The organism is Cupriavidus sp. 2KB_3 (assembly GCF_052115685.1).
GTDB classification, from domain to species: Bacteria; Pseudomonadota; Gammaproteobacteria; order Burkholderiales; family Burkholderiaceae; genus Cupriavidus; species Cupriavidus campinensis.
Genome location: NZ_JBFRHD010000015.1, coordinates 160534 through 177888, shown reverse-complemented (window position 1 = coordinate 177888; position 17355 = coordinate 160534). Strand labels below are relative to the sequence as shown.

The window sequence follows — 17355 nt, the reverse complement described above, 5'->3', positions numbered from 1 at the left end:
GGCCTCTCGCGGGTGATGTCGATGCCGTTGAAAAGGATGGTGCCGGTGGTCGGCTCCAGGAACTTGGTAAGCAGGTTGAAGCAGGTCGTCTTGCCTGCGCCGTTGGGGCCGATCAATGCGTGGATCGAGCCGCGCCGCACCTGCAGGTCCACGCCGCTGACCGCCGTAAAGCCCTTGAAGGACTTGGTCAGGTTGCGGACTTCTAGTACGTTGGTTTGCATGAGTCTCTTATAGGCTGCCGGTGGGCTCCCCTCCGTCTGCGAGAAAGCGGCAGGAGAGGAGAGCGAACCATGGCTGTCGTCTATTTACTTCTTCACCAGCGGGCAGCGCGACTGCGACAGCGGCTGGAAGGCTTCCTCGGCCGGCACGGTGGCCACGAGCTTGAGGTAGTCCCACGGCGTCTTGGACTCGCTCGGCGCCTTCACTTCCATCAGGTACATGTCATGCATCATGCGGCCGTCGGCGCGGATATAGCCGTTCTTGGCGAACGCGTCGTTGATCTTGGCCTTCTTCAGCGCCGCCATCACGGTGTCCGAATCGTCGCTGCCGGTGGCCTGCACGGCCTTCAGGTACTGCAGCACGGCCGAGTACGTGCCGGCATGCACCATGTTCGGCATGCGCTTCATGCGGGCGAAGAAGCGTGCGCCGAATTCGCGCGTCTGCGGGTTCAGGTCCCAGTACCAGGCGTCGGTCAGCTTCATGCGCTGCGTCAGCTTCAGGCCCAGGCTGTGCACGTCGCTGATGGTCATCAGCAGGCCCACCAGGGTCTGGTTGCGCGGCAGGCCGAAGTCGTTGGCCGCCTTGATGGCGTTGATGGTGTCACCGCCGCCGTTGGCCAGCGCCACCACCTGGGCCTTGCTGGCCTGGGCCTGGAGGATGAACGACGAGAAGTCCGACGCGTTCAGCGGGTGCTTGATGTTGCCGGTGACCGTGCCGCCCGAGGCCTTCACCACATCCGCCGTGGCGGTTTCCAGCGACTGGCCGAACGCATAGTCGGCCGTCAGGAAGTACCAGCTCTTGAGGCCCTGCTTGACCATGGCCTTGCCGGCCACGTTGGCGAGTGCGTACGTGTCATACACATAGTGGACGATGTACGGCGAGCACTCTTCGTTGGTGTGGCGCAGGTTGGCGCCACCGGTAATCAGCGAGATACGCTTCTTCTCGGACGCGATGCGCGAGACGGCGAGCGCGACCGACGAGTTCGGCAGGTCGACGATGGCATCGACGCCGTCACGGTCGATCCACTCGCGCGCCTTGGCGCTGCCGATGTCCGCCTTGTTCTGGTGGTCGGCGGTGACCAGCTCGATCTTCTTGCCCGGCAGCCCATTGCCGAAATCCTCGATGGCCAGCTTGGCGGCCTCGACCGAACCCTTGCCGGCATAGTCAAGGTAGACGCCCGACAGGTCGGTCATGACGCCGATCTTGACGACGTCTCCGGAAATCGCCGCGCTGGCGGCGCCGGCAAACGTGGAAAGGCTGAACGCCAGGGCGGACAGCAGGGTGGCTCGCTTCATCTCTTCTTCTCCGTGGTGGTGTTGCTAGAAAAGCTGGGCGGCTGCTCAGACCGCCATGTGCGCGTACCGGTAGTCGGCAGGCGGCACGAACGTTTCCTTGACCGTGCGCGGCGACACCCAGCGCAGCAGGTTCAGCGGCGAACCGGCCTTGTCGTTGGTGCCACTGCGGCGTGCGCCGCCGAACGGCTGCTGGCCGACCACCGCACCGGTCGGCTTGTCGTTGATGTAGAAGTTGCCGGCGGCGAAGCGCAGCGCGTTGGAAGCCTGGGCAATGGCCGCGCGGTCCCTCGCAAAGATTGCGCCGGTCAGTGCGTAGGGGCTCGTGCCGTCGACCAGTTCGAGCACCTCGGGCCAGTGCGCGTCGGCGTAGACGTAGACCGACAGCACCGGGCCGAACAGTTCGGTTTCCATCAGTGTGTGGTGCGGGTTGTCTACCTGGAGCACGGTCGGCGTGATGAAGTAGCCCACGCTGTCGTCGGCCTTGCCGCCGGTGACCAGCTTCACGGCGCTGTCGCTGGCGGCGCGTTGCAGGTGGCCATGGATGCGGTCGAACGCGCGGCGGTCGATCACGGCGCCCATGAAGTTGGTGAAGTCGGTCACATCGCCCATCTGGATGGTCTCGGCCATCGCCACCACGCGCTCGCGCACGGCCGGCCACAGCGAGGCGGGGATGTAGGCGCGCGACGCCGCGCTGCACTTCTGGCCCTGGTACTCGAAGGCGCCGCGCAGCAGCGCCACGGCCAGCGTGTCGGCATCGGCGGACGGGTGGGCGAGCACGAAGTCCTTGCCGCCGGTCTCGCCGACCAGGCGCGGATAGCTGCGGTAGCGCGAGACACTGCGGCCTACCTCGCCCCACAGCGTGTCGAACACGGCCGTCGAGCCGGTGAAGTGGATGCCGGCCAGTTCAGGCCGCGCCAGCACGGCGCCGCTGATGGCTACCGGGTCGCCCGGCAGGAAGTTGATGACCCCCTTCGGCAGGCCGGCGGCTTCGAGCAGCTCCATGAAGAGAAAGTTCGACAGCGAGGCCGTGGCAGCCGGCTTCCACAGCACGGTATTGCCCATCAGCGCCGGCGCGATGGCCAGGTTGCCGCCGATGGCGGTGAAGTTGAACGGCGTGACGGCGTAGACGAAGCCTTCCAGCGGGCGGTATTCGAGGTGATTGCGCATGCCCGGCGACGAAATCGGCTGGCCGGCCGCCAGTTCGTGCGCGAACTGCACGTTGAAGCGCAGGAAATCGATCAGCTCGCAGGCCGAGTCGATTTCGGCCTGGTAGGCGGTCTTGCTCTGGCCGAGCATGGTCGCCGCGTTCAGGCGGGCGCGCCACGGGCCTGCCAGCAGGTCGGCGGCCTTGAGGAAGACGGCGGAGCGCTCGGCCAGCGTGGCGTTGGCCCAGTCGCGCTGGGCGGCCACTGCGGCGTCGATGGCGGCGTGGATGGTGGCCTGGCCGGCGTTGTGGACCTCGCCCAGGCGGTGGGCGTGAGCGTGTGGGGCGCGCACGTCGGTGATATCGCCGCTGCGGATGCGCTCGCCGCCCACGATGGCCGGGATCTCGCGCACCAGGCCTTGCTGCTTGTCGAGTTCCGCCGTCAGCGCGATGCGTTCGGCGCTGCCCGGGGCGTAGTTCAGGACCGTTTCATTGATGGATTTTGGATAGAAATTGTTTGCAGACATATACGTTACGCGCTTCTTTGGATATGAACACTAATAAATTGGATCCAGTTTAGCAGTCGGGATATTCAGGCACAATAGGGGCCTCACTCGAATCGCATACCGATCTCCAGCACCTCCCATGTCCACGCAAACGGGCCGCGCAAGCGCCCCTACCAAGGGTTTACCCCAGATCATTCGCGATCAGCTTCGCTACGAAATTCAGAAAGGCACGTTGCCGGCGGGGGCGCAGTTGCGCCAGGACGCGCTGGCGGAGCGCTTCAAAGCGAGTCGCATTCCCGTGCGGGAAGCGCTGCGCCAACTGGAAACGGAAGGGCTCGTCACCTACCAGCGCAACCGTGGCGCGGTGGTGTCAGGCATGGATGCGACGCAGATCTGCGAGCTGCTAGATATCCGCGTCGCCCTGGAATGCCACGCGGCGCGCATCGGCGTGCCGAACATGGTTCAGCAGGATTTCCAGCAGATGCAGGAGATTCTGGACGCGTACTCGCAGTCGGAGTCGCTCGTGGAGTGGGCCGAGTACAACCGGCGCTTCCACCTGGCGCTGTGCGCGCCGGCCAACAACAAGCGGCTGCGGCGGCTGATCGAGGAGTTCTGCCTGAACACCGACCGCTACACGCACGAGCAGATGTCGATGGCCACCGGCAAGGAAGGCCCGCAGGCGGACCACTATCGCATTCTGGAAGCGTGCAAGGCGCGCGATGCCGAGAAGGTGGCGTCGCTGCTCGAGGAGCACATCCTCGAGACCAAGCGCAATCTGCTCGCCAGCGAGCGGATGAAGGAAGTGGATTAAATCAAATCAGGCGGGGTGCACCACCACGAGCAGCGCCGTGGCGGCACTCTTGCCCGGATTGGCGATGGCATGGGCCACGTCCGCGCCATAACGCGCGGTATCGCCATGCTTCAGTTTTTTCTCGTCCTCCGCGGCACGCACGGTCATTGACCCGCTCAGCACCGACAGGTGCTCCTGCGTGCCCGCGTCATGCGGCTCGGACGCCAGCACGCCACCGGGCTGGATCGTCAGCTCATACCACTCGAATTTCCCTGCCAGGTCGATCGGCCCGAGGATGCGCAGTTCGCAGCGCCCGTCCGGGCTTTTCAGCGCCGGGATGGCGTGCGGCTGCACCACGGCAATCGCCGGCGCCGGCGCGCTCACCGCGCCATTGGCCAGGAAGTCTGCCAAATTCACGCCCAGCGCGTTGGCCAGCCGCCACAGCACGGCCACCGTCGGATTGGTGAGATTCCGTTCGATCTGGGACAGCATAGACTTGGAGACACCGGCGCGGCGCGAAAGGTCGTCCAGCGACAGCTGCTGGGCCTGCCGCAGCGCCTGGAGCGCGCCTCCCACGGCGGGCGGCCCATCGGACTGAGCAGGCGGCTTGGGGATGTTGGGCGGGGAGGGTTGCGTCATCGTCATGTGTTCGTTATAGTGCACGAACCGTTCGTTATATAGAACATGTTCGATTTATCGAATCGAACGACCGAGACACTACCACCGGGAGCCGGGCCATGTCGAGTGCCGAGACCTTCTATGCATCCATCCGCGCGGAACTGGATGCCATCCGCGACGCGGGGCTGTACAAGCGCGAGCGCATCATCGCCACGCCGCAGGGCGCGGTCATCCGCACCGCTGACGGCCGGGAAGTAATCAACCTCTGCGCCAACAACTACCTGGGGCTGTCCTCGCACCCGCAGGTGATCGAGGCCGCCCACGAAGCCTTGCGCACCCACGGCTTCGGCCTCAGCTCGGTGCGCTTCATCTGCGGCACGCAGGACCTCCACAAGACGCTGGAGGCGCGGCTGGCCCGCTTCCTCGGTACTGAGGACACCATCCTCTACGGCTCCGCCTTCGACGCCAATGGCGGCCTGTTCGAGACCCTGCTGGGCCCGGACGACGCCGTCATCAGCGATGCGCTGAACCATGCGTCGATCATCGACGGCATCCGGCTCTCCAAGGCGCGCCGCTACCGTTACCAGCACAACGACCTTGACGACCTGCGCGCCCAGCTGCAACAGGCCGATGCCGACGGCGCGCGCTTCAAGCTGGTGTTCACCGACGGCGTGTTCTCGATGGACGGCACCGTGGCGCGGCTCGATGAAATCCGTGCGATCTGCGATGAGTTCGGCGCGCTGCTCGGCATCGACGAATGCCACGCCACCGGCTTCATGGGCGCGCGCGGGCGCGGCACGCACGAGGCGCGCGGCGTGTTCGGCAAGATCGACATCATCACCGGCACGCTCGGCAAGGCGCTGGGCGGCGCCTCTGGCGGCTTCACCAGCAGCCGCAAGGAAGTGGTGGAACTGCTGCGTCAGCGATCGCGTCCGTATCTGTTCTCGAATACCGTGGCCCCGGCAATCGTCGGCGCCAGCATTGCCGTGCTGGACATCCTGGAGGCCAGCACAGACCTGCGCGACCGGCTCGAGCGCAACACCGCGTTCTTCCGCCGGGGCATTGCCGCGCTGGGCTTCGACACCAAGCCGGGCGACCATCCGATCGTCCCGATCATGGTCTACGATGCTGAGAAAGCCCAGCAGCTTGCCGAGCGGCTGCTGGCGCTGGGCGTCTACGTGGTGGGCTTCTTCTACCCCGTGGTGCCGAAGGGCCAGGCGCGCATCCGCGTGCAGCTGAGCGCGGTGCACGACGAAGCCACGCTGCAACGCGCGCTGGACGCCTTCGCGCAGGCCGGCCGTGAACTGGGGCTGATTCGATGAGCCAGGCAGTGAGCAAGCCGCAGATTCTGATTATCGGCGCCAACGGGCAACTGGGTTCCGAACTCGCGCTGGCGCTGGCCGAGCGGCACGGGCGCGAGCATGTGGTCACCTCGGACGTGGTGCCCACCGGCCGCCACGTGCATATCGCCCATGAGATGCTGAACGTGACCGACCGGGGCGAACTGGCCACGGTGGTGGAGCGCCACGGCATCACCCAGATCTACCTGCTGGCCGCCGCGCTTTCCGCCACGGGCGAGAAGGCGCCGCAGTGGGCGTGGAACCTGAACATGACCGGGCTGCTGAACGTGCTGGAACTGGCGCGCCAGCAGGGCATCGAGCGCGTGTTCTGGCCCAGTTCGATCGCCGCGTTCGGCCCCACCACGCCCGCCGTGAACACCCCGCAGAAAACCATCATGGAGCCGACCACGGTCTACGGCATTTCCAAGCAGGCGGGCGAGGGCTGGTGTCGCTGGTACTTCGAGAACCACGGTGTGGACGTGCGCAGCGTGCGCTATCCGGGGCTGATCTCGCACAAGACCCCGCCGGGCGGCGGCACCACTGACTATGCGGTCGATATCTTCCACCACGCGGTGCGCGGCGAACCGTACGACTGCTTTCTGGAGTCCGACGAGCGGCTGCCGATGATGTATATGCCCGACGCGATCCGCGCCACGCTGGAGCTGATGGAAGCGCCGCGCGAGTCAATCCGCGAGCGGGGCAGCTACAACCTCGCCGGCATGAGTTTCACCCCGGCCGAGATTGCCGAGGCGATCCGCCGCCGGGTGCCGGACTTCGTCATGCGCTATGCCCCGGACTACCGGCAGGCCATCGCCCGGGGCTGGCCGGATTCGATCGACGACAGCGCTGCGCGCACCGACTGGGGCTGGCAGCCGAAATTCGGCCTCGCGGAAATGGTCGACGACATGCTGGAGAACCTCAAGGCGACAACCCAGGCAAGCGCCGCCCACGCCACCTGAACTAGTTCGCAAAGAAATAGTTTGCATTCTAATTAATTCACGTCTATCATTCGGCCCATGCCAAAGATAGACGCCCTCCTTTTCTCGTTCACCGGCCAGCTCATGCTGGCGGGCCGCCAGTGGCGCCAGATCAGCCAGGCGTCGGTAACGGCACACGGTATCTCCGCCGCGGCCGCCGCGCCGCTGCTTTTCATTCGGCGCCTCGGTGGCGGCGTGCGCCAGGTGACGCTGGCGGACTACGTCGGCGTGGAAGGCGCCACGCTGGTCCGTCTGGTGGATCAACTGAGCGCCGCCGGGCTGGTCCGCCGCGAGGTGGACCCCAGCGACCGCCGCGCCAACGTGCTCTCGCTCACCGACGCCGGTGAGCGCATGGCCGAACAGATCGAAGCCGAACTCAAGCAACTGCGTGCCGAAGTGTTCGCCGAGATCAGCGAGGCTGACCTGGAAGCCACGCTGCGCGTGCTGGACGCCTTGTACAAGGCCTCAGGGGCCGCTTCCGCGGCGGCCAAGCTGGAGTCCTGAGCATCATGGGTAGTTGGCCATCCGCACGGGACTGGGTTTTCTCGTTCAAGGCGTTTGCCGCCGCCATGCTGGCGCTCTGGATCGCGATGTACATGGGCCTGCCGCGCCCGTACTGGGCGATGGCGTCCGTCTACGTGGTGGCACATCCGCTGACCGGCGCCACGCGCTCCAAGGCGCTGTACCGCGTGCTCGGCACGCTGATGGGCGCCGCGGCCGGCGTGGCGATGGTGCCCTCGCTGGTCAATTCGCCGCCGCTGCTGATGGGCGCCGTGGCGCTCTGGACCGGCTGCCTGCTCTACATCGCCCTGTTGCACCGCACCCCGCGCAGCTACGTCTTCATGCTGGCCGCCTACACGCTGCCGCTGGTGGCGCTGCCGGCGGTGGACAATCCCGCCGCCATCTTCGATATCGCCATTGCCCGGGCCGAGGAAATCAGCCTGGGCATCCTGTGTGCGGCCGTGGTTGGCGCCGTGGTGTTTCCGGCGAGCGTGGCGGACGTGCTGCGCCACAAGTCGCGCCAGTGGATGGCCGACGCCGCGCTCTGGGCCGGCGACATGCTCTCGCCCAGCCCTGGCATGCAGGTCACGCGCCACCAGAGCCGCCACCGCCTGGCCGCCGACATCCTGGCCCTCGATCAACTCATCAGCCAGCTGGGCTACGACACCGAGAGCATCGCCCGGGTGCGTGCCGCGCGTGAACTGCGCGGGCGCATGACGATGCTGCTGCCGGTGATGTCCTCGCTGGCGTCCATCGTGGAATCGCTCCAGGCCGCCGGCGGCTTGCCGGACACCCTGCGTGCCCAGACCCAAGCGGCCCGCGCGTGGATTCAGGGCGGGGCGGTGGATACGCCGCCCGTGCTGACCAGTACGCCGCTGGAACTGGGCTGGGACGCCGCGCTGGTCACCGCCGCCGAAGACCGCCTGCAACAGATGGTGGCGCTGTGGCGCGACTGCGTGTCCCTGTGCCGGAGCATGGGCGAGCGCGATGTGCGCGGGGGCTGGGTGCCCGAGTTCCGGCGCTGGGACGTCGGCCAGACCCGCCACTACGACCACGGCCTGCTGCTGTTCTCCACCGTCACGGTGGCGCTGTCGATCTTCGCCATGGGCATGCTGTGGATCCACATGGGCTGGGCCGATGGCGCCGGCGCGGTGGCGCTGGGCGCGGTGTCGTGCTGCTTCTTCGCCGCCCTGGACGAACCTGCGCCGATGATCCAGTCGTTCTTCAACTGGAACGTGGTGTGCATGGTGATCTCGATGGTCTTCCTGTTCGCCGTGCTGCCCGTGGCGCATGACTTCGAGATGCTGGTGTTGATGTTCGCCGTGCCGTACCTGATCATCGGCCTGCTGGTGGCGCAGCCGCGCCTGGCGATGATCGGCATGCCGCTGGCGGTGGTCACGGCCAACGACATCGGCATCTCGGGCGCCTACAGCGCGAACTTCCATACCTTCTTCAACAGCAATATCGCTGGCATCGCTGGCATCGCGTTCGCGCTGGTCTGGACGCTGGTGATGCGGCCGTTCGGCACGGCGGCCGCCACGCGCCGGCTGGTGCGGGCCAGCTGGGGCGATATCGCCGACAACGCGGTGGGCGCGCGCCCCGAGGAACACACCCGGCTGCGCGCGCGCATGCTGGACCGGCTGGCGCAACTGGTGCCCCGGCTGGCGGCCAGCGAGAGCGAAGTATCGCCCGATGGCTTCAGCGAGGTCCGCGTGGAGCTGACCACGCTGGCGCTCCAGCGCGAGATGGCCGCCATGTCCGCGCCCGAGCAGCATGCGGTCAAGCGCGTGCTGCGCAGCGTGGCCGGCTACTACCAGGCGCGGCTGGACGGCAAGCGCGACGCACCGCCGCCGGCGCTGCACACGCGGCTGGCCAACGCGCAGCGCAAGGTGCAGTCGCGCATCGCGCTGGCTGCCCTGGTGGAGATGCAAGTGGCACTGTTCCCGCCGGCCGTGATGCCGGCTCCTGTTACCGGAGGCGCCTGATGCCCGGCGAATTCAGTCTTTATGGCGTGTTCATCCCCAGCCTGCTGGTGTGGATGCTGGCCGCCTTTGCGATCACGAGTGGCGCGCGCGCAGTGCTGACGCGCCTGGGGTTCTACAAGCTCGTGTGGCACCGTTCTCTGTTCAATCTGGCGCTGTACGCGATCGTCCTGGGTGGGGTGGTTGCCGTGGTGCCGTGGTTCCAATCATGAAATTCAAACTCTCTTCGCTCGGGCCAGTCGTGCTGACGCTGGCCGTCACCGCCGTGGGCGCGGTTGTCGTCAAGCATCTGTGGGATTACTACACCGTGGCGCCGTGGACGCGCGACGGGCATATCCGCGCCGAGGTGGTGCAGGTGGCCCCCGACGTCTCGGGTCTGGTCACGCGCATTGCCGTCAAGGACAACCAGCGCGTGAAGGCTGGCGACCTGCTGTTCGAGATCGACCATGAACGCTACGCGCTGGCGCTGCGCCAGGCCCAGGCCACGGCTGCCGCGATGCGTGCCAGCCTGGCCCAGTACCGCCGCGAGGCGAACCGCAGCCAGAAGCTGGCCGAGGTGGTGTCGCGTGAAGTGGTGGAGGAAGGGCTCGCCAAGGTGCAGCAGGGCGAGGCTACGCTGGCGCAGGCCGAAGCCGCCGTGGACGTGGCCAAGCTGAACCTGGACCGCACGCGCGTGGTGAGCCCCGTGGAGGGCTACGTCAACGACCGCCTGCCGCGCCTGGGTGACTACGTGAGCACCGGCAAGCCCGTGCTGTCGATGGTCGATGCCCGGTCGTTCCATGTGGAAGGCTACTTCGAGGAAACCAAGCTGCACGGCATCCATATCGGCAGCCCGGTGGACATCCGCATCATGGGCGAGAAGGGCGTGCTGCATGGCCATGTGCAGAGCATCGCCGCCGGCATCGAGGACCGTGACCGCACCAGCAGCAACAGCCTGCTGCCCAACATCAATCCCACGTTCAACTGGGTGCGGCTGGCGCAGCGCGTGCCGGTACGGATCCAGTTCGACCAGATGCCCGCCGATGTGCGGCTGGTGGCCGGCCGTACCGCCACGGTCTCGGTGACCGGAGGAGGTGCGCAGTGAACAGCGCAGTGAGTTGCTTTACCCGCGCCACGCTGGCGGCGATGTTGCCGCTCGCGCTGGCAGCCTGCATGACCGTCGGCCCCGACCACAAGGTGCCCGGGGATGCCGTGGTCAACGCCACCACCGCCAACGGCCCGTTCCAGGGTGCCGACAACCCGGCGGTGTCGATCGGCGAGGTGCCCAACGACTGGTGGCGGCTCTATGACGACCCGAAGATCGAGGGGCTGGTGAAGCAGGCGCTCGTCGCCAACACCGACCTGCGCGTGGCCGCCGCCAACCTGAAGCGCGCCATCGCCGTCTATCACGAGGTCGAAGCGGAAAACTTCCCCGAAGCCAAGTTCCGCGCCAGCGCGGAGCGCGGCCAGATTGCCGGCGAACCGCTGCTGAAGGAAGAAAAGATCCCGGTGATGAACTTCGGCGACATCGGCTTCGACGTGTCGTACCTGATCGACTTCTGGGGCAAGCTCACCCGCGCCGACGAAGCCGCGCTGGCCGGCGCGCAGGCCAGCCAGGCCGCGCTGGACCAGGCCCGCGTGGGCGTGGTTGCGGAAACCGTGCGTGCCTATATGCAGGGCTGCACCGCCACGCATGAACTGCACGTGGCCCAGCATCAGCTCGACCTCCAGGTGCGCGGCGCGCAGCTCGCCCAGAAGATGGTCGATGCGGGACGCGGCATGCCCACGGACGTGCTGCGCGCGCAGGCGCAGGCCGATTCGCTGCGCGCCGTGCTGCCCAGGTACCGTGCCGAGCAGGAAGGCGCCGCCTATCGGCTGGCCGTGATGCTGGGCAAGCCGCCCACCGCGCTGGATATGTCGAGCGTGGCGTGCGAGCACGTGCCCACGCTGCGCCAGGCCCTGCCGGTGGGCGATGGCGCGGCGCTGCTCAAGCGCCGTCCAGACGTTCGGCAGGCCGAGCGTGAACTGGCTTCGGCGACGGCCAAGATCGGCGTGGCAACGGCGGACCTCTATCCGCAGATCCGCATCGGCGCCTCGGCGGGCTTCACCGGTATTCTGGATCACCTGGGCCAGGCGCCGACCGCGCACTGGGGCTGGGGCCCGGCGATCTCCTGGACGATTCCGACCAGCGGCACGCGCGCCCGCATCCACAACATGGAAGCCGGTGCCGAGGGCGCGCTGGCCCACTTCGACGGCGTGGTGCTGCGCGCGCTGCGCGAGACGCAAAGCGCGCTCTCCAGCTACACGCACGAACTCGAGCGCAACCAGTCGCTGCGCGACGCACGCGACAAGGCCGACGAGGCCGCCCGGCACAACCGGCTGCTGTATCAGGCAGGGCGCTCGCCGTACCTCCAGAGCCTGGACGCGGACCGCACGCTGGCTAACAACGACGCTGCGCTGGCCGCCTCGGACGCGCAGATCGCCATGGACCAGATCAACCTGTTCGTGGCGCTGGGTGGGGGCTGGCAGGACGCGCCGGCCGTGGCGAGCCACCCGGTCGGCAAGGAACATTGAGGTAAAGTTTCGTCCCGGCCGCGTCCACCCGACGCGGCCCCGCCGCCGCCGATCCGCGCGCGCGGCCTTCGATCCTGAGGAAAAAGACGTATGAAGACGCTTTCGTTCGCAAAGACCCTGTCCGCCGCCGTGGTGGTGGCGACATTTGGCGTGATGGCCGCCGGCAACGCCGGGGCCCAGGAACAGACCGTGCGCGTGGGCACCGTGAGCGGCCCGGATGCCGAGGTCTGGCAAGTGGTGCAGAAGGTGGCCAAGCGCAACGGCCTGAACGTGAAGGTGGTGGAGTTCAACGACTACGTGCAGCCGAACGCCGCGCTGGACGCCGGCGACCTGGAGGCCAACAGCTTCCAGCACCAGCCGTACCTGGACAGCCAGGTCAAGCAGCGCGGCTACAAGATGGTCAGCGTGGGCTACACCTATATCTCGCCGCTGGGCATGTATGCGCAGAAACTGAAGTCGCCGAAGGACCTGCCGCAGGGCGCGAAGGTGGCCGTGCCGAACGACCCGTCGAACGAGAACCGTGCGCTGCTGCTGCTGGCCGCGCAGGGCGTGATCAAGCTGAAGCCGGGCGTGGGCACCAACGGCGTGAACGCCACGCCGCTGGACGTGGCCGAGAACCCGAAGAAGCTGAAAATCGTGGAACTGGACGCCGCCCAGCTGGCGCGCGCCCTGCCTGACGTGAGTGCGGCGGTGATCAACACCAACTACGCGCTTGCCGCCGGCCTCCAGCCGACCAAGGACGCCATCGCCATGGAAGACATCCGCAGCCCGTACGCGAACATCATCGTGGTGCGCACGCAGGACAAGGACAAGCCGTGGGTCAAGAAGCTCGTGGCGGCGTACCAGTCGGAAGACGTGCGCCAGTTCATGAAGGAAAAGTACAAGGGCGCGATGGTGCCGTCGTTCTGATCGGCACTTCATCTATCCATACTCGAATTCCTTCGTTCGCCCATGGCGGCGGCGGCGCTAAGGTAGGGGTCGATCCCAACGGAGGTACACCAGTGGTCACACCCCTCAAAGTCGTCGCCGTCAATGGCAGTGTCCATCAGCCCTCGCGCACGCGGGTGCTGGTGGAGGCACTGCTCGGGGCGCTGGAAGAACGGCTCGTGCTCGACACCCGCGTCGTCGACCTGAGCGAGATTGCCCGCCCGCTGGGCGGCGCGCTGTCGCGCGAGGAACTGCCTGCGGAGATCGAGGCGCAACTGGCGCACATCGAATCGGCAGACCTGCTGATCGCCGCCGCGCCGGTCTACCGTGGCTCGTTCCCGGGCCACTTCAAGCATCTGTTCGATCTGGTCGGGATGAACGCGCTGGTCGATACGCCGGTGCTGCTGGCCGCCACCGGCGGCAGTGACCGGCACGCGCTGGTGCTGGAGCACCAGCTGCGCCCGCTGTTCGGCTTCCTCCAGGCGCTGACGCTGCCGATTGGCGTGTACGCGTCCACGGCGGATTTCGATGGCTATCAGGTGGGCAATGGCCCGTTGCAGGAGCGCATTCGTCTCGCGGCGGATCGTGCGGCGCCGCTGTTCGCCAGCCACGCACGCCAGTTGCTGCGCGTGGCCTGACCTGGCCGGACCCGGGGCTCAGATTCCCAGGATCTTCTTCGCCTCGCCGAGCGATTTCATCGAGGCGTCGTGATCGCCGGCCTTGTGCTGCGCTTCGCCGTCGGCACGCAGCTTCTGGACCTTGGTCATGTCGGCCTGCGACAGCGCCGGCTTGGTCGCCAGCTTCGCGTCGATGGCCTTCATCTCGTTGGGGCAGTTATGCGCCAGCGCGGCACCGCTCGCGAAGAGCAGGCCCAGCGCCATAGCGATGTGACGTGAGGTGCCCATGACTGACTCCTTGGTACGGGGATGGGGAGCCTTCAGGATAGTGCACCGAGGTCAGTCCGCTGGGATCAATCCGCTGGGAGTCAGTCCACAATCGCCGGCGGCAGCCGGCTACCCACCCAGTCGCGCGCCTGCTCATAGGCGGCGGCGAGTTGCAGCACGCCCACGTCGTCGCGCGGGCGGCCGATCAGCTGCATCCCCATCGGCAATCCTTCCGCACTGAATCCCACCGGCACGCTGATGACGGGCGAGCCGGACAGCGTCCACGCCACCACCACCTCCATCCAGCGGTGATAGGTATCCATCTGCCGGCCGGCGATCGATTTCGGCCACGGCTGCTTCACATCGAACGGGAACACCTGCGCCGAGGGCACCGCCACGTAGTCGAACGTGGCGAAGGTGCGTTGCAGCGCGTTGTACCACGCCGAACGTTCGGTGCTGGCGGTGTAGAGGTCGCTGGCGGTCAGGTTCAGCGCGCCTTCGATCTCCCAGATGGCCTCGGGCTTCAGTTGTGCACGCGTGGCCGGGTTGCGGTAGAGCGCCATGCGCGCGTTGCCGACGAGGAAATGCCGATGGGTCAGCCAGACCTGCCAGATCTTGTCGGGCGGGTAGGGCGCGCCGATGGTCTCCACGCTGACGCCGAAGTCCGGGAAGAAGCGCAGCGCCTGCTCGCACAGCGGCAGGATGCCGTCTTCCATCGGCAGGTAGCCGCCCCAGTCGCCCAGCCATGCTACGCGCTTGCCGGTGAGGTCGGCGCGCAGCACGTCCGCCACGTTTGCCGGCGTGAGCGAGGCCAGCACCGGGTCGGCCGGCAGCGCCTGCGGGGTGCGTGCGTCGGGGCCGGCCTGCGTGGCCAGCAGCAGGGCGAGGTCCGCCACCGTGCGTGCCATCGGCCCTTCGCAGCCAAGCTGCGGCAGGAACAGCTCCGGCGTGGGGCCGTAGGGCACGCGGCCTGCCGAGGGCCGGAAGCCGAATACGTTGCAGTAGCCGGCCGGGTTGCGCAGGGAGCCGCCAAAGTCGCTGCCGTCCGCCACGGGCAGCATGCGCAGCGCCAGTGCCGCCGCGGCGCCGCCACTGCTGCCGCCCGCCGTGCGCGTGGCATCGTAGGGATTCAGCGTGGCGCCGTAGACCGGGTTGAACGTCTGCGAGCCCAGCCCGAACTCGGGCGTATTGGTCTTGCCGATCAGGATTGCCCCGGCGCGCCGCGCGCGCTCGACCACGACGCCATCGCTGGCCGGCACGTTGTCCTTGTAGATCGGCGAGCCGAAGGTGGTGCGGATGCCGCGCGTCATCGCCAGGTCCTTGGGCGCCTGCGGCATGCCGTGCATCCAGCCTGCGGAGCGGCCTGCCGCCAGCGCTTCGTCGGCGGCGGCGGCCTCGGCCATCAGGGCCGCTTCGTCGCGCAGTGCCACGATGGCGTTGCTGCCCGGATTGACCCGCGCGATATGGGCCAGGTAGGCCGCCATGACCTGCCGGCAAGATACTTCGCCACCGTGGGTGGCCTGCGACAGCGCACGCGCTGACAGCATGACGATGGGATCGGCGGCGTAAGGCATGGCGTGCTCGGCGTCAGAGTCAGAGTTGGGCGGCGTGGTGCCGGATATGGTCGGCAATGAACGTCTGGATAAAGTAGTAGCCGTGGTCATAGCCGGCATGGCGGCGCAGCGTCAGCGGCTGGCCGGCCACCTTGCAGGCCGCCTCGAACGCTTCCGGATGCAACTGCTCATCAAGGAAGCGGTCGGCCAGCCCCTGGTCGATCAGGATGCCGGCCGGGAAGGGCGGTGCATCCTGCCCGGTCATCAGCTCGCTGGCGTCGTGCTCGGCCCAGCGCACCGGATCGTTGCCGAGGTAGCCACTGAACGCCTTGACGCCCCATGGGCACTTCATCGGCGCGGCAATCGGCGCGAAGGCGGACACCGAGCGGAAACGGTGCGGATAGCGTTGTGCCAGCACCAGCGCCCCGTGGCCGCCCATCGAATGGCCGAAGATGCCCACGCGCGCCGCATCGCCGGGCAGCTCCGTGGTGGCGATGGCGAACAGCTCGCTCGCCACGTAGCTCTCCATATGCCAGTGCATGTGCCACGGCGCCTCGGTGGCATCCACGTAGAAGCCGGCCCCCACGCCGAAGTCCCAGCTGTCGGCCTCGCCCGGCGCGTTGGCCCCGCGCGGGCTGGTATCGGGCGAGATCAGCATCATGCCGTGCTCGGCGGCGTGGCGCTGGGCGTCGGCCTTGATCGGGAAGGTTTCCTCGGTGCAGGTCAGCCCGGCCAGGTAGAACAGCGCCGGCACTCGGGTCGTGCCCGTGCCCAGCGCTTCCTTCGGCAGGAACACCGAGAACCGCATCGGCAGCCCGATGGCCGCCGAGTGGTGCCGGTAGAAGCGCTGCACGCCGCCGTGGCAGCCGTGCTCGGCGAGCAGTTCCAGATCGGTCTGCATCAGTACAGCACCACCGAGCGGATCGATTCGCCGCGCTTCATCAGGTCGAAGCCCTCATTGATGCGGTCCAGCGGCAGCGTGTGGGTGATCAGGTCGTCGATGTTGAGCTTGCCGTCCATGTACCAGTCGACAATCTTCGGCACGTCCGTGCGGCCGCGTGCGCCGCCGAACGCCGAACCCTTCCACTCGCGGCCCGTCACCAGCTGGAACGGGCGCGTCGAGATCTCCGCGCCGGCTTCCGCCACGCCGATGATGATCGACTTGCCCCAGCCCTTGTGGCAGCACTCCAGCGCCTGGCGCATGACCTGCGTGTTGCCGATGCACTCGAACGAGTAGTCGGCGCCGCCGTCGGTCAGCTGGACGATGTGGTCCACCACGTTCGGCACGTCCTTGGGGTTGACGAAGTGGGTCATGCCGAACTTGCGCGCCATCGCCTCGCGGCCCGGGTTCAGGTCCACGCCGATGATCTTGTCCGCGCCAACCATCTTGGCCGCCTGGATCACGTTCAGGCCGATGCCGCCGAGGCCGAACACCACCACGTTGGCGCCGGCTTCCACCTTGGCCGTGAACAGCACGGCGCCCACGCCGGTAGTCACACCGCAGCCGATGTAGCAGACCTTGTCGAACGGTGCGTCCGGGCGGATCTTGGCCAGCGCGATCTCTGGCACCACGATGTGGTTGGCGAAGGTGGAGGTGCCCATGTAGTGGAAGATCGGCTTGCCGTCGATCGAGAAACGCGAGGTGCCGTCCGGCATCAGCCCCTTGCCCTGCGTGGCGCGGATGGCCTGGCACAGGTTGGTCTTGCGCGACAGGCAGAACTTGCACTGGCGGCATTCCGGCGTGTACAGGGGGATCACGTGGTCGCCCGGCTTCAGCGAGGTCACGCCGGGGCCCACGTCGGTGACGATGCCGGCGCCCTCATGGCCCAGGATGGCCGGGAAGATGCCTTCCGGATCGGCGCCCGAGAGTGTGTAGTAGTCGGTATGGCAGATGCCGGTGGCCTTGACTTCCACGAGCACCTCGCCGGCGCGCGGGCCGTCCAGGTCGACGTCTTCGATGGTCAGCGGGGCGCCGGCTTTCCAGGCGATGGCGGCTTTGGTCTTCATGGGGGGCTCCTAGGCAAGCGTGTGGGGCAGCGCGCGTGGCGCGCGAACAGGTCACGACT

General features: G+C 67.3%; 18 protein-coding genes. 10 read left to right on the top strand and 8 right to left on the bottom strand.

Features of this window, described 5'->3' with window-relative positions:
• The 3 genes from AB4120_RS17615 to pruA form a co-directional block, all read right to left on the bottom strand.
• A partial coding sequence (locus AB4120_RS17615; RefSeq protein ID WP_441642631.1) for an ATP-binding cassette domain-containing protein occupies positions 1–221 on the bottom strand: 221 nt, incomplete at its 3' end.
• Positions 222–305: 84 nt separating this feature from the next.
• Positions 306–1514, bottom strand: coding sequence for an ABC transporter substrate-binding protein (locus AB4120_RS17610; protein ID WP_149137919.1), 1209 nt, complete (start codon positions 1512–1514; stop codon positions 306–308).
• Between the two features lie 45 nt (positions 1515–1559).
• Positions 1560–3185, bottom strand: a complete 1626-nt coding sequence (gene pruA / locus AB4120_RS17605; RefSeq protein WP_149137918.1) for an L-glutamate gamma-semialdehyde dehydrogenase — start codon at positions 3183–3185, stop codon at positions 1560–1562.
• 118 nt (positions 3186–3303) lie between these two features.
• Here pruA and AB4120_RS17600 point away from each other — a divergent pair, with 118 nt between their 5' ends.
• Positions 3304–3975: a GntR family transcriptional regulator gene (locus AB4120_RS17600; protein WP_149137917.1), complete on the top strand. Its 672-nt coding sequence runs from the start codon at positions 3304–3306 to the stop codon at positions 3973–3975.
• A gap of 6 nt (positions 3976–3981) precedes the next feature.
• Here the strand turns inward: AB4120_RS17600 and AB4120_RS17595 are convergent, their stop codons facing one another.
• Complete coding sequence (locus tag AB4120_RS17595; RefSeq protein WP_149137916.1) at positions 3982–4593, bottom strand: helix-turn-helix domain-containing protein; 612 nt, start codon at positions 4591–4593, stop codon at positions 3982–3984.
• A 98-nt stretch (positions 4594–4691) separates the two neighbouring features.
• Between AB4120_RS17595 and kbl the strand changes: the two genes are divergently transcribed.
• From kbl to msuE, 9 genes are all read left to right on the top strand, one after another.
• Positions 4692–5894: a glycine C-acetyltransferase gene (gene kbl, locus AB4120_RS17590; RefSeq protein ID WP_149137915.1), complete on the top strand. Its 1203-nt coding sequence runs from the start codon at positions 4692–4694 to the stop codon at positions 5892–5894.
• The gene (locus AB4120_RS17585) at positions 5891–6871 is read left to right on the top strand and encodes an L-threonine 3-dehydrogenase (RefSeq protein WP_149137914.1); all 981 of its coding nucleotides are present in this window, start codon (positions 5891–5893) and stop codon (positions 6869–6871) included. Before kbl ends, AB4120_RS17585 begins: the two co-directional genes overlap by 4 nt.
• Before the next feature lie 57 nt (positions 6872–6928).
• Positions 6929–7393, top strand: a complete 465-nt coding sequence (locus AB4120_RS17580) for a MarR family winged helix-turn-helix transcriptional regulator (RefSeq protein WP_149137913.1) — start codon at positions 6929–6931, stop codon at positions 7391–7393.
• A 5-nt stretch (positions 7394–7398) separates the two neighbouring features.
• Positions 7399–9375, top strand: coding sequence for an FUSC family protein (locus AB4120_RS17575; protein ID WP_441642630.1), 1977 nt, complete (start codon positions 7399–7401; stop codon positions 9373–9375).
• Positions 9375–9584 (top strand): DUF1656 domain-containing protein, encoded by a 210-nt coding sequence (locus tag AB4120_RS17570; RefSeq protein WP_092296794.1) that lies wholly within the window; start codon positions 9375–9377, stop codon positions 9582–9584. The genes AB4120_RS17575 and AB4120_RS17570 overlap by 1 nt, the downstream gene beginning before the upstream one ends.
• The gene (locus AB4120_RS17565; RefSeq protein WP_187645260.1) at positions 9581–10456 is read left to right on the top strand and encodes an efflux RND transporter periplasmic adaptor subunit; all 876 of its coding nucleotides are present in this window, start codon (positions 9581–9583) and stop codon (positions 10454–10456) included. The genes AB4120_RS17570 and AB4120_RS17565 overlap by 4 nt, the downstream gene beginning before the upstream one ends.
• A gap of 41 nt (positions 10457–10497) precedes the next feature.
• On the top strand, positions 10498–11925 hold the full coding sequence (locus AB4120_RS17560) for an efflux transporter outer membrane subunit (protein ID WP_441642634.1): 1428 nt from the start codon (positions 10498–10500) through the stop codon (positions 11923–11925).
• A 153-nt stretch (positions 11926–12078) separates the two neighbouring features.
• Complete coding sequence (locus AB4120_RS17555; protein ID WP_262389880.1) at positions 12079–12834, top strand: MetQ/NlpA family ABC transporter substrate-binding protein; 756 nt, start codon at positions 12079–12081, stop codon at positions 12832–12834.
• 92 nt (positions 12835–12926) lie between these two features.
• On the top strand, positions 12927–13490 hold the full coding sequence (msuE, locus tag AB4120_RS17550; RefSeq protein ID WP_149137909.1) for an FMN reductase: 564 nt from the start codon (positions 12927–12929) through the stop codon (positions 13488–13490).
• Between the two features lie 18 nt (positions 13491–13508).
• On the opposite strand, the gene AB4120_RS17545 is transcribed toward msuE, so the two are convergent.
• The 4 genes from AB4120_RS17545 to AB4120_RS17530 form a co-directional block, all read right to left on the bottom strand.
• Positions 13509–13757: a hypothetical protein gene (locus AB4120_RS17545; protein WP_149137908.1), complete on the bottom strand. Its 249-nt coding sequence runs from the start codon at positions 13755–13757 to the stop codon at positions 13509–13511.
• A gap of 80 nt (positions 13758–13837) precedes the next feature.
• The gene (locus AB4120_RS17540) at positions 13838–15310 is read right to left on the bottom strand and encodes an amidase (RefSeq protein ID WP_149137907.1); all 1473 of its coding nucleotides are present in this window, start codon (positions 15308–15310) and stop codon (positions 13838–13840) included.
• A 19-nt stretch (positions 15311–15329) separates the two neighbouring features.
• A complete protein-coding gene (gene fghA, locus AB4120_RS17535) occupies positions 15330–16178 on the bottom strand; it encodes an S-formylglutathione hydrolase (protein WP_149139273.1) in 849 nt (282 codons plus the stop codon).
• A gap of 11 nt (positions 16179–16189) precedes the next feature.
• Positions 16190–17296 (bottom strand): S-(hydroxymethyl)glutathione dehydrogenase/class III alcohol dehydrogenase, encoded by a 1107-nt coding sequence (locus AB4120_RS17530; RefSeq protein WP_149137906.1) that lies wholly within the window; start codon positions 17294–17296, stop codon positions 16190–16192.
• Between the last annotated feature and the right edge of the window lie 59 nt (positions 17297–17355).

Coding starts and splice junctions, on each gene's coding strand:
- AB4120_RS17610 (WP_149137919.1), bottom strand. CDS start 1,514: ATGAAGCGAGCCACCCTGCTGTCCGCCCTGGCGTTCAGCCTTTCCACG.
- pruA (WP_149137918.1), bottom strand. CDS start 3,185: ATGTCTGCAAACAATTTCTATCCAAAATCCATCAATGAAACGGTCCTG.
- AB4120_RS17600 (WP_149137917.1), top strand. CDS start 3,304: ATGTCCACGCAAACGGGCCGCGCAAGCGCCCCTACCAAGGGTTTACCC.
- AB4120_RS17595 (WP_149137916.1), bottom strand. CDS start 4,593: ATGACGCAACCCTCCCCGCCCAACATCCCCAAGCCGCCTGCTCAGTCC.
- kbl (WP_149137915.1), top strand. CDS start 4,692: ATGTCGAGTGCCGAGACCTTCTATGCATCCATCCGCGCGGAACTGGAT.
- AB4120_RS17585 (WP_149137914.1), top strand. CDS start 5,891: ATGAGCCAGGCAGTGAGCAAGCCGCAGATTCTGATTATCGGCGCCAAC.
- AB4120_RS17580 (WP_149137913.1), top strand. CDS start 6,929: ATGCCAAAGATAGACGCCCTCCTTTTCTCGTTCACCGGCCAGCTCATG.
- AB4120_RS17575 (WP_441642630.1), top strand. CDS start 7,399: ATGGGTAGTTGGCCATCCGCACGGGACTGGGTTTTCTCGTTCAAGGCG.
- AB4120_RS17570 (WP_092296794.1), top strand. CDS start 9,375: ATGCCCGGCGAATTCAGTCTTTATGGCGTGTTCATCCCCAGCCTGCTG.
- AB4120_RS17565 (WP_187645260.1), top strand. CDS start 9,581: ATGAAATTCAAACTCTCTTCGCTCGGGCCAGTCGTGCTGACGCTGGCC.
- AB4120_RS17560 (WP_441642634.1), top strand. CDS start 10,498: ATGTTGCCGCTCGCGCTGGCAGCCTGCATGACCGTCGGCCCCGACCAC.
- AB4120_RS17555 (WP_262389880.1), top strand. CDS start 12,079: ATGGCCGCCGGCAACGCCGGGGCCCAGGAACAGACCGTGCGCGTGGGC.
- AB4120_RS17545 (WP_149137908.1), bottom strand. CDS start 13,757: ATGGGCACCTCACGTCACATCGCTATGGCGCTGGGCCTGCTCTTCGCG.
- AB4120_RS17540 (WP_149137907.1), bottom strand. CDS start 15,310: ATGCCTTACGCCGCCGATCCCATCGTCATGCTGTCAGCGCGTGCGCTG.
- AB4120_RS17530 (WP_149137906.1), bottom strand. CDS start 17,296: ATGAAGACCAAAGCCGCCATCGCCTGGAAAGCCGGCGCCCCGCTGACC.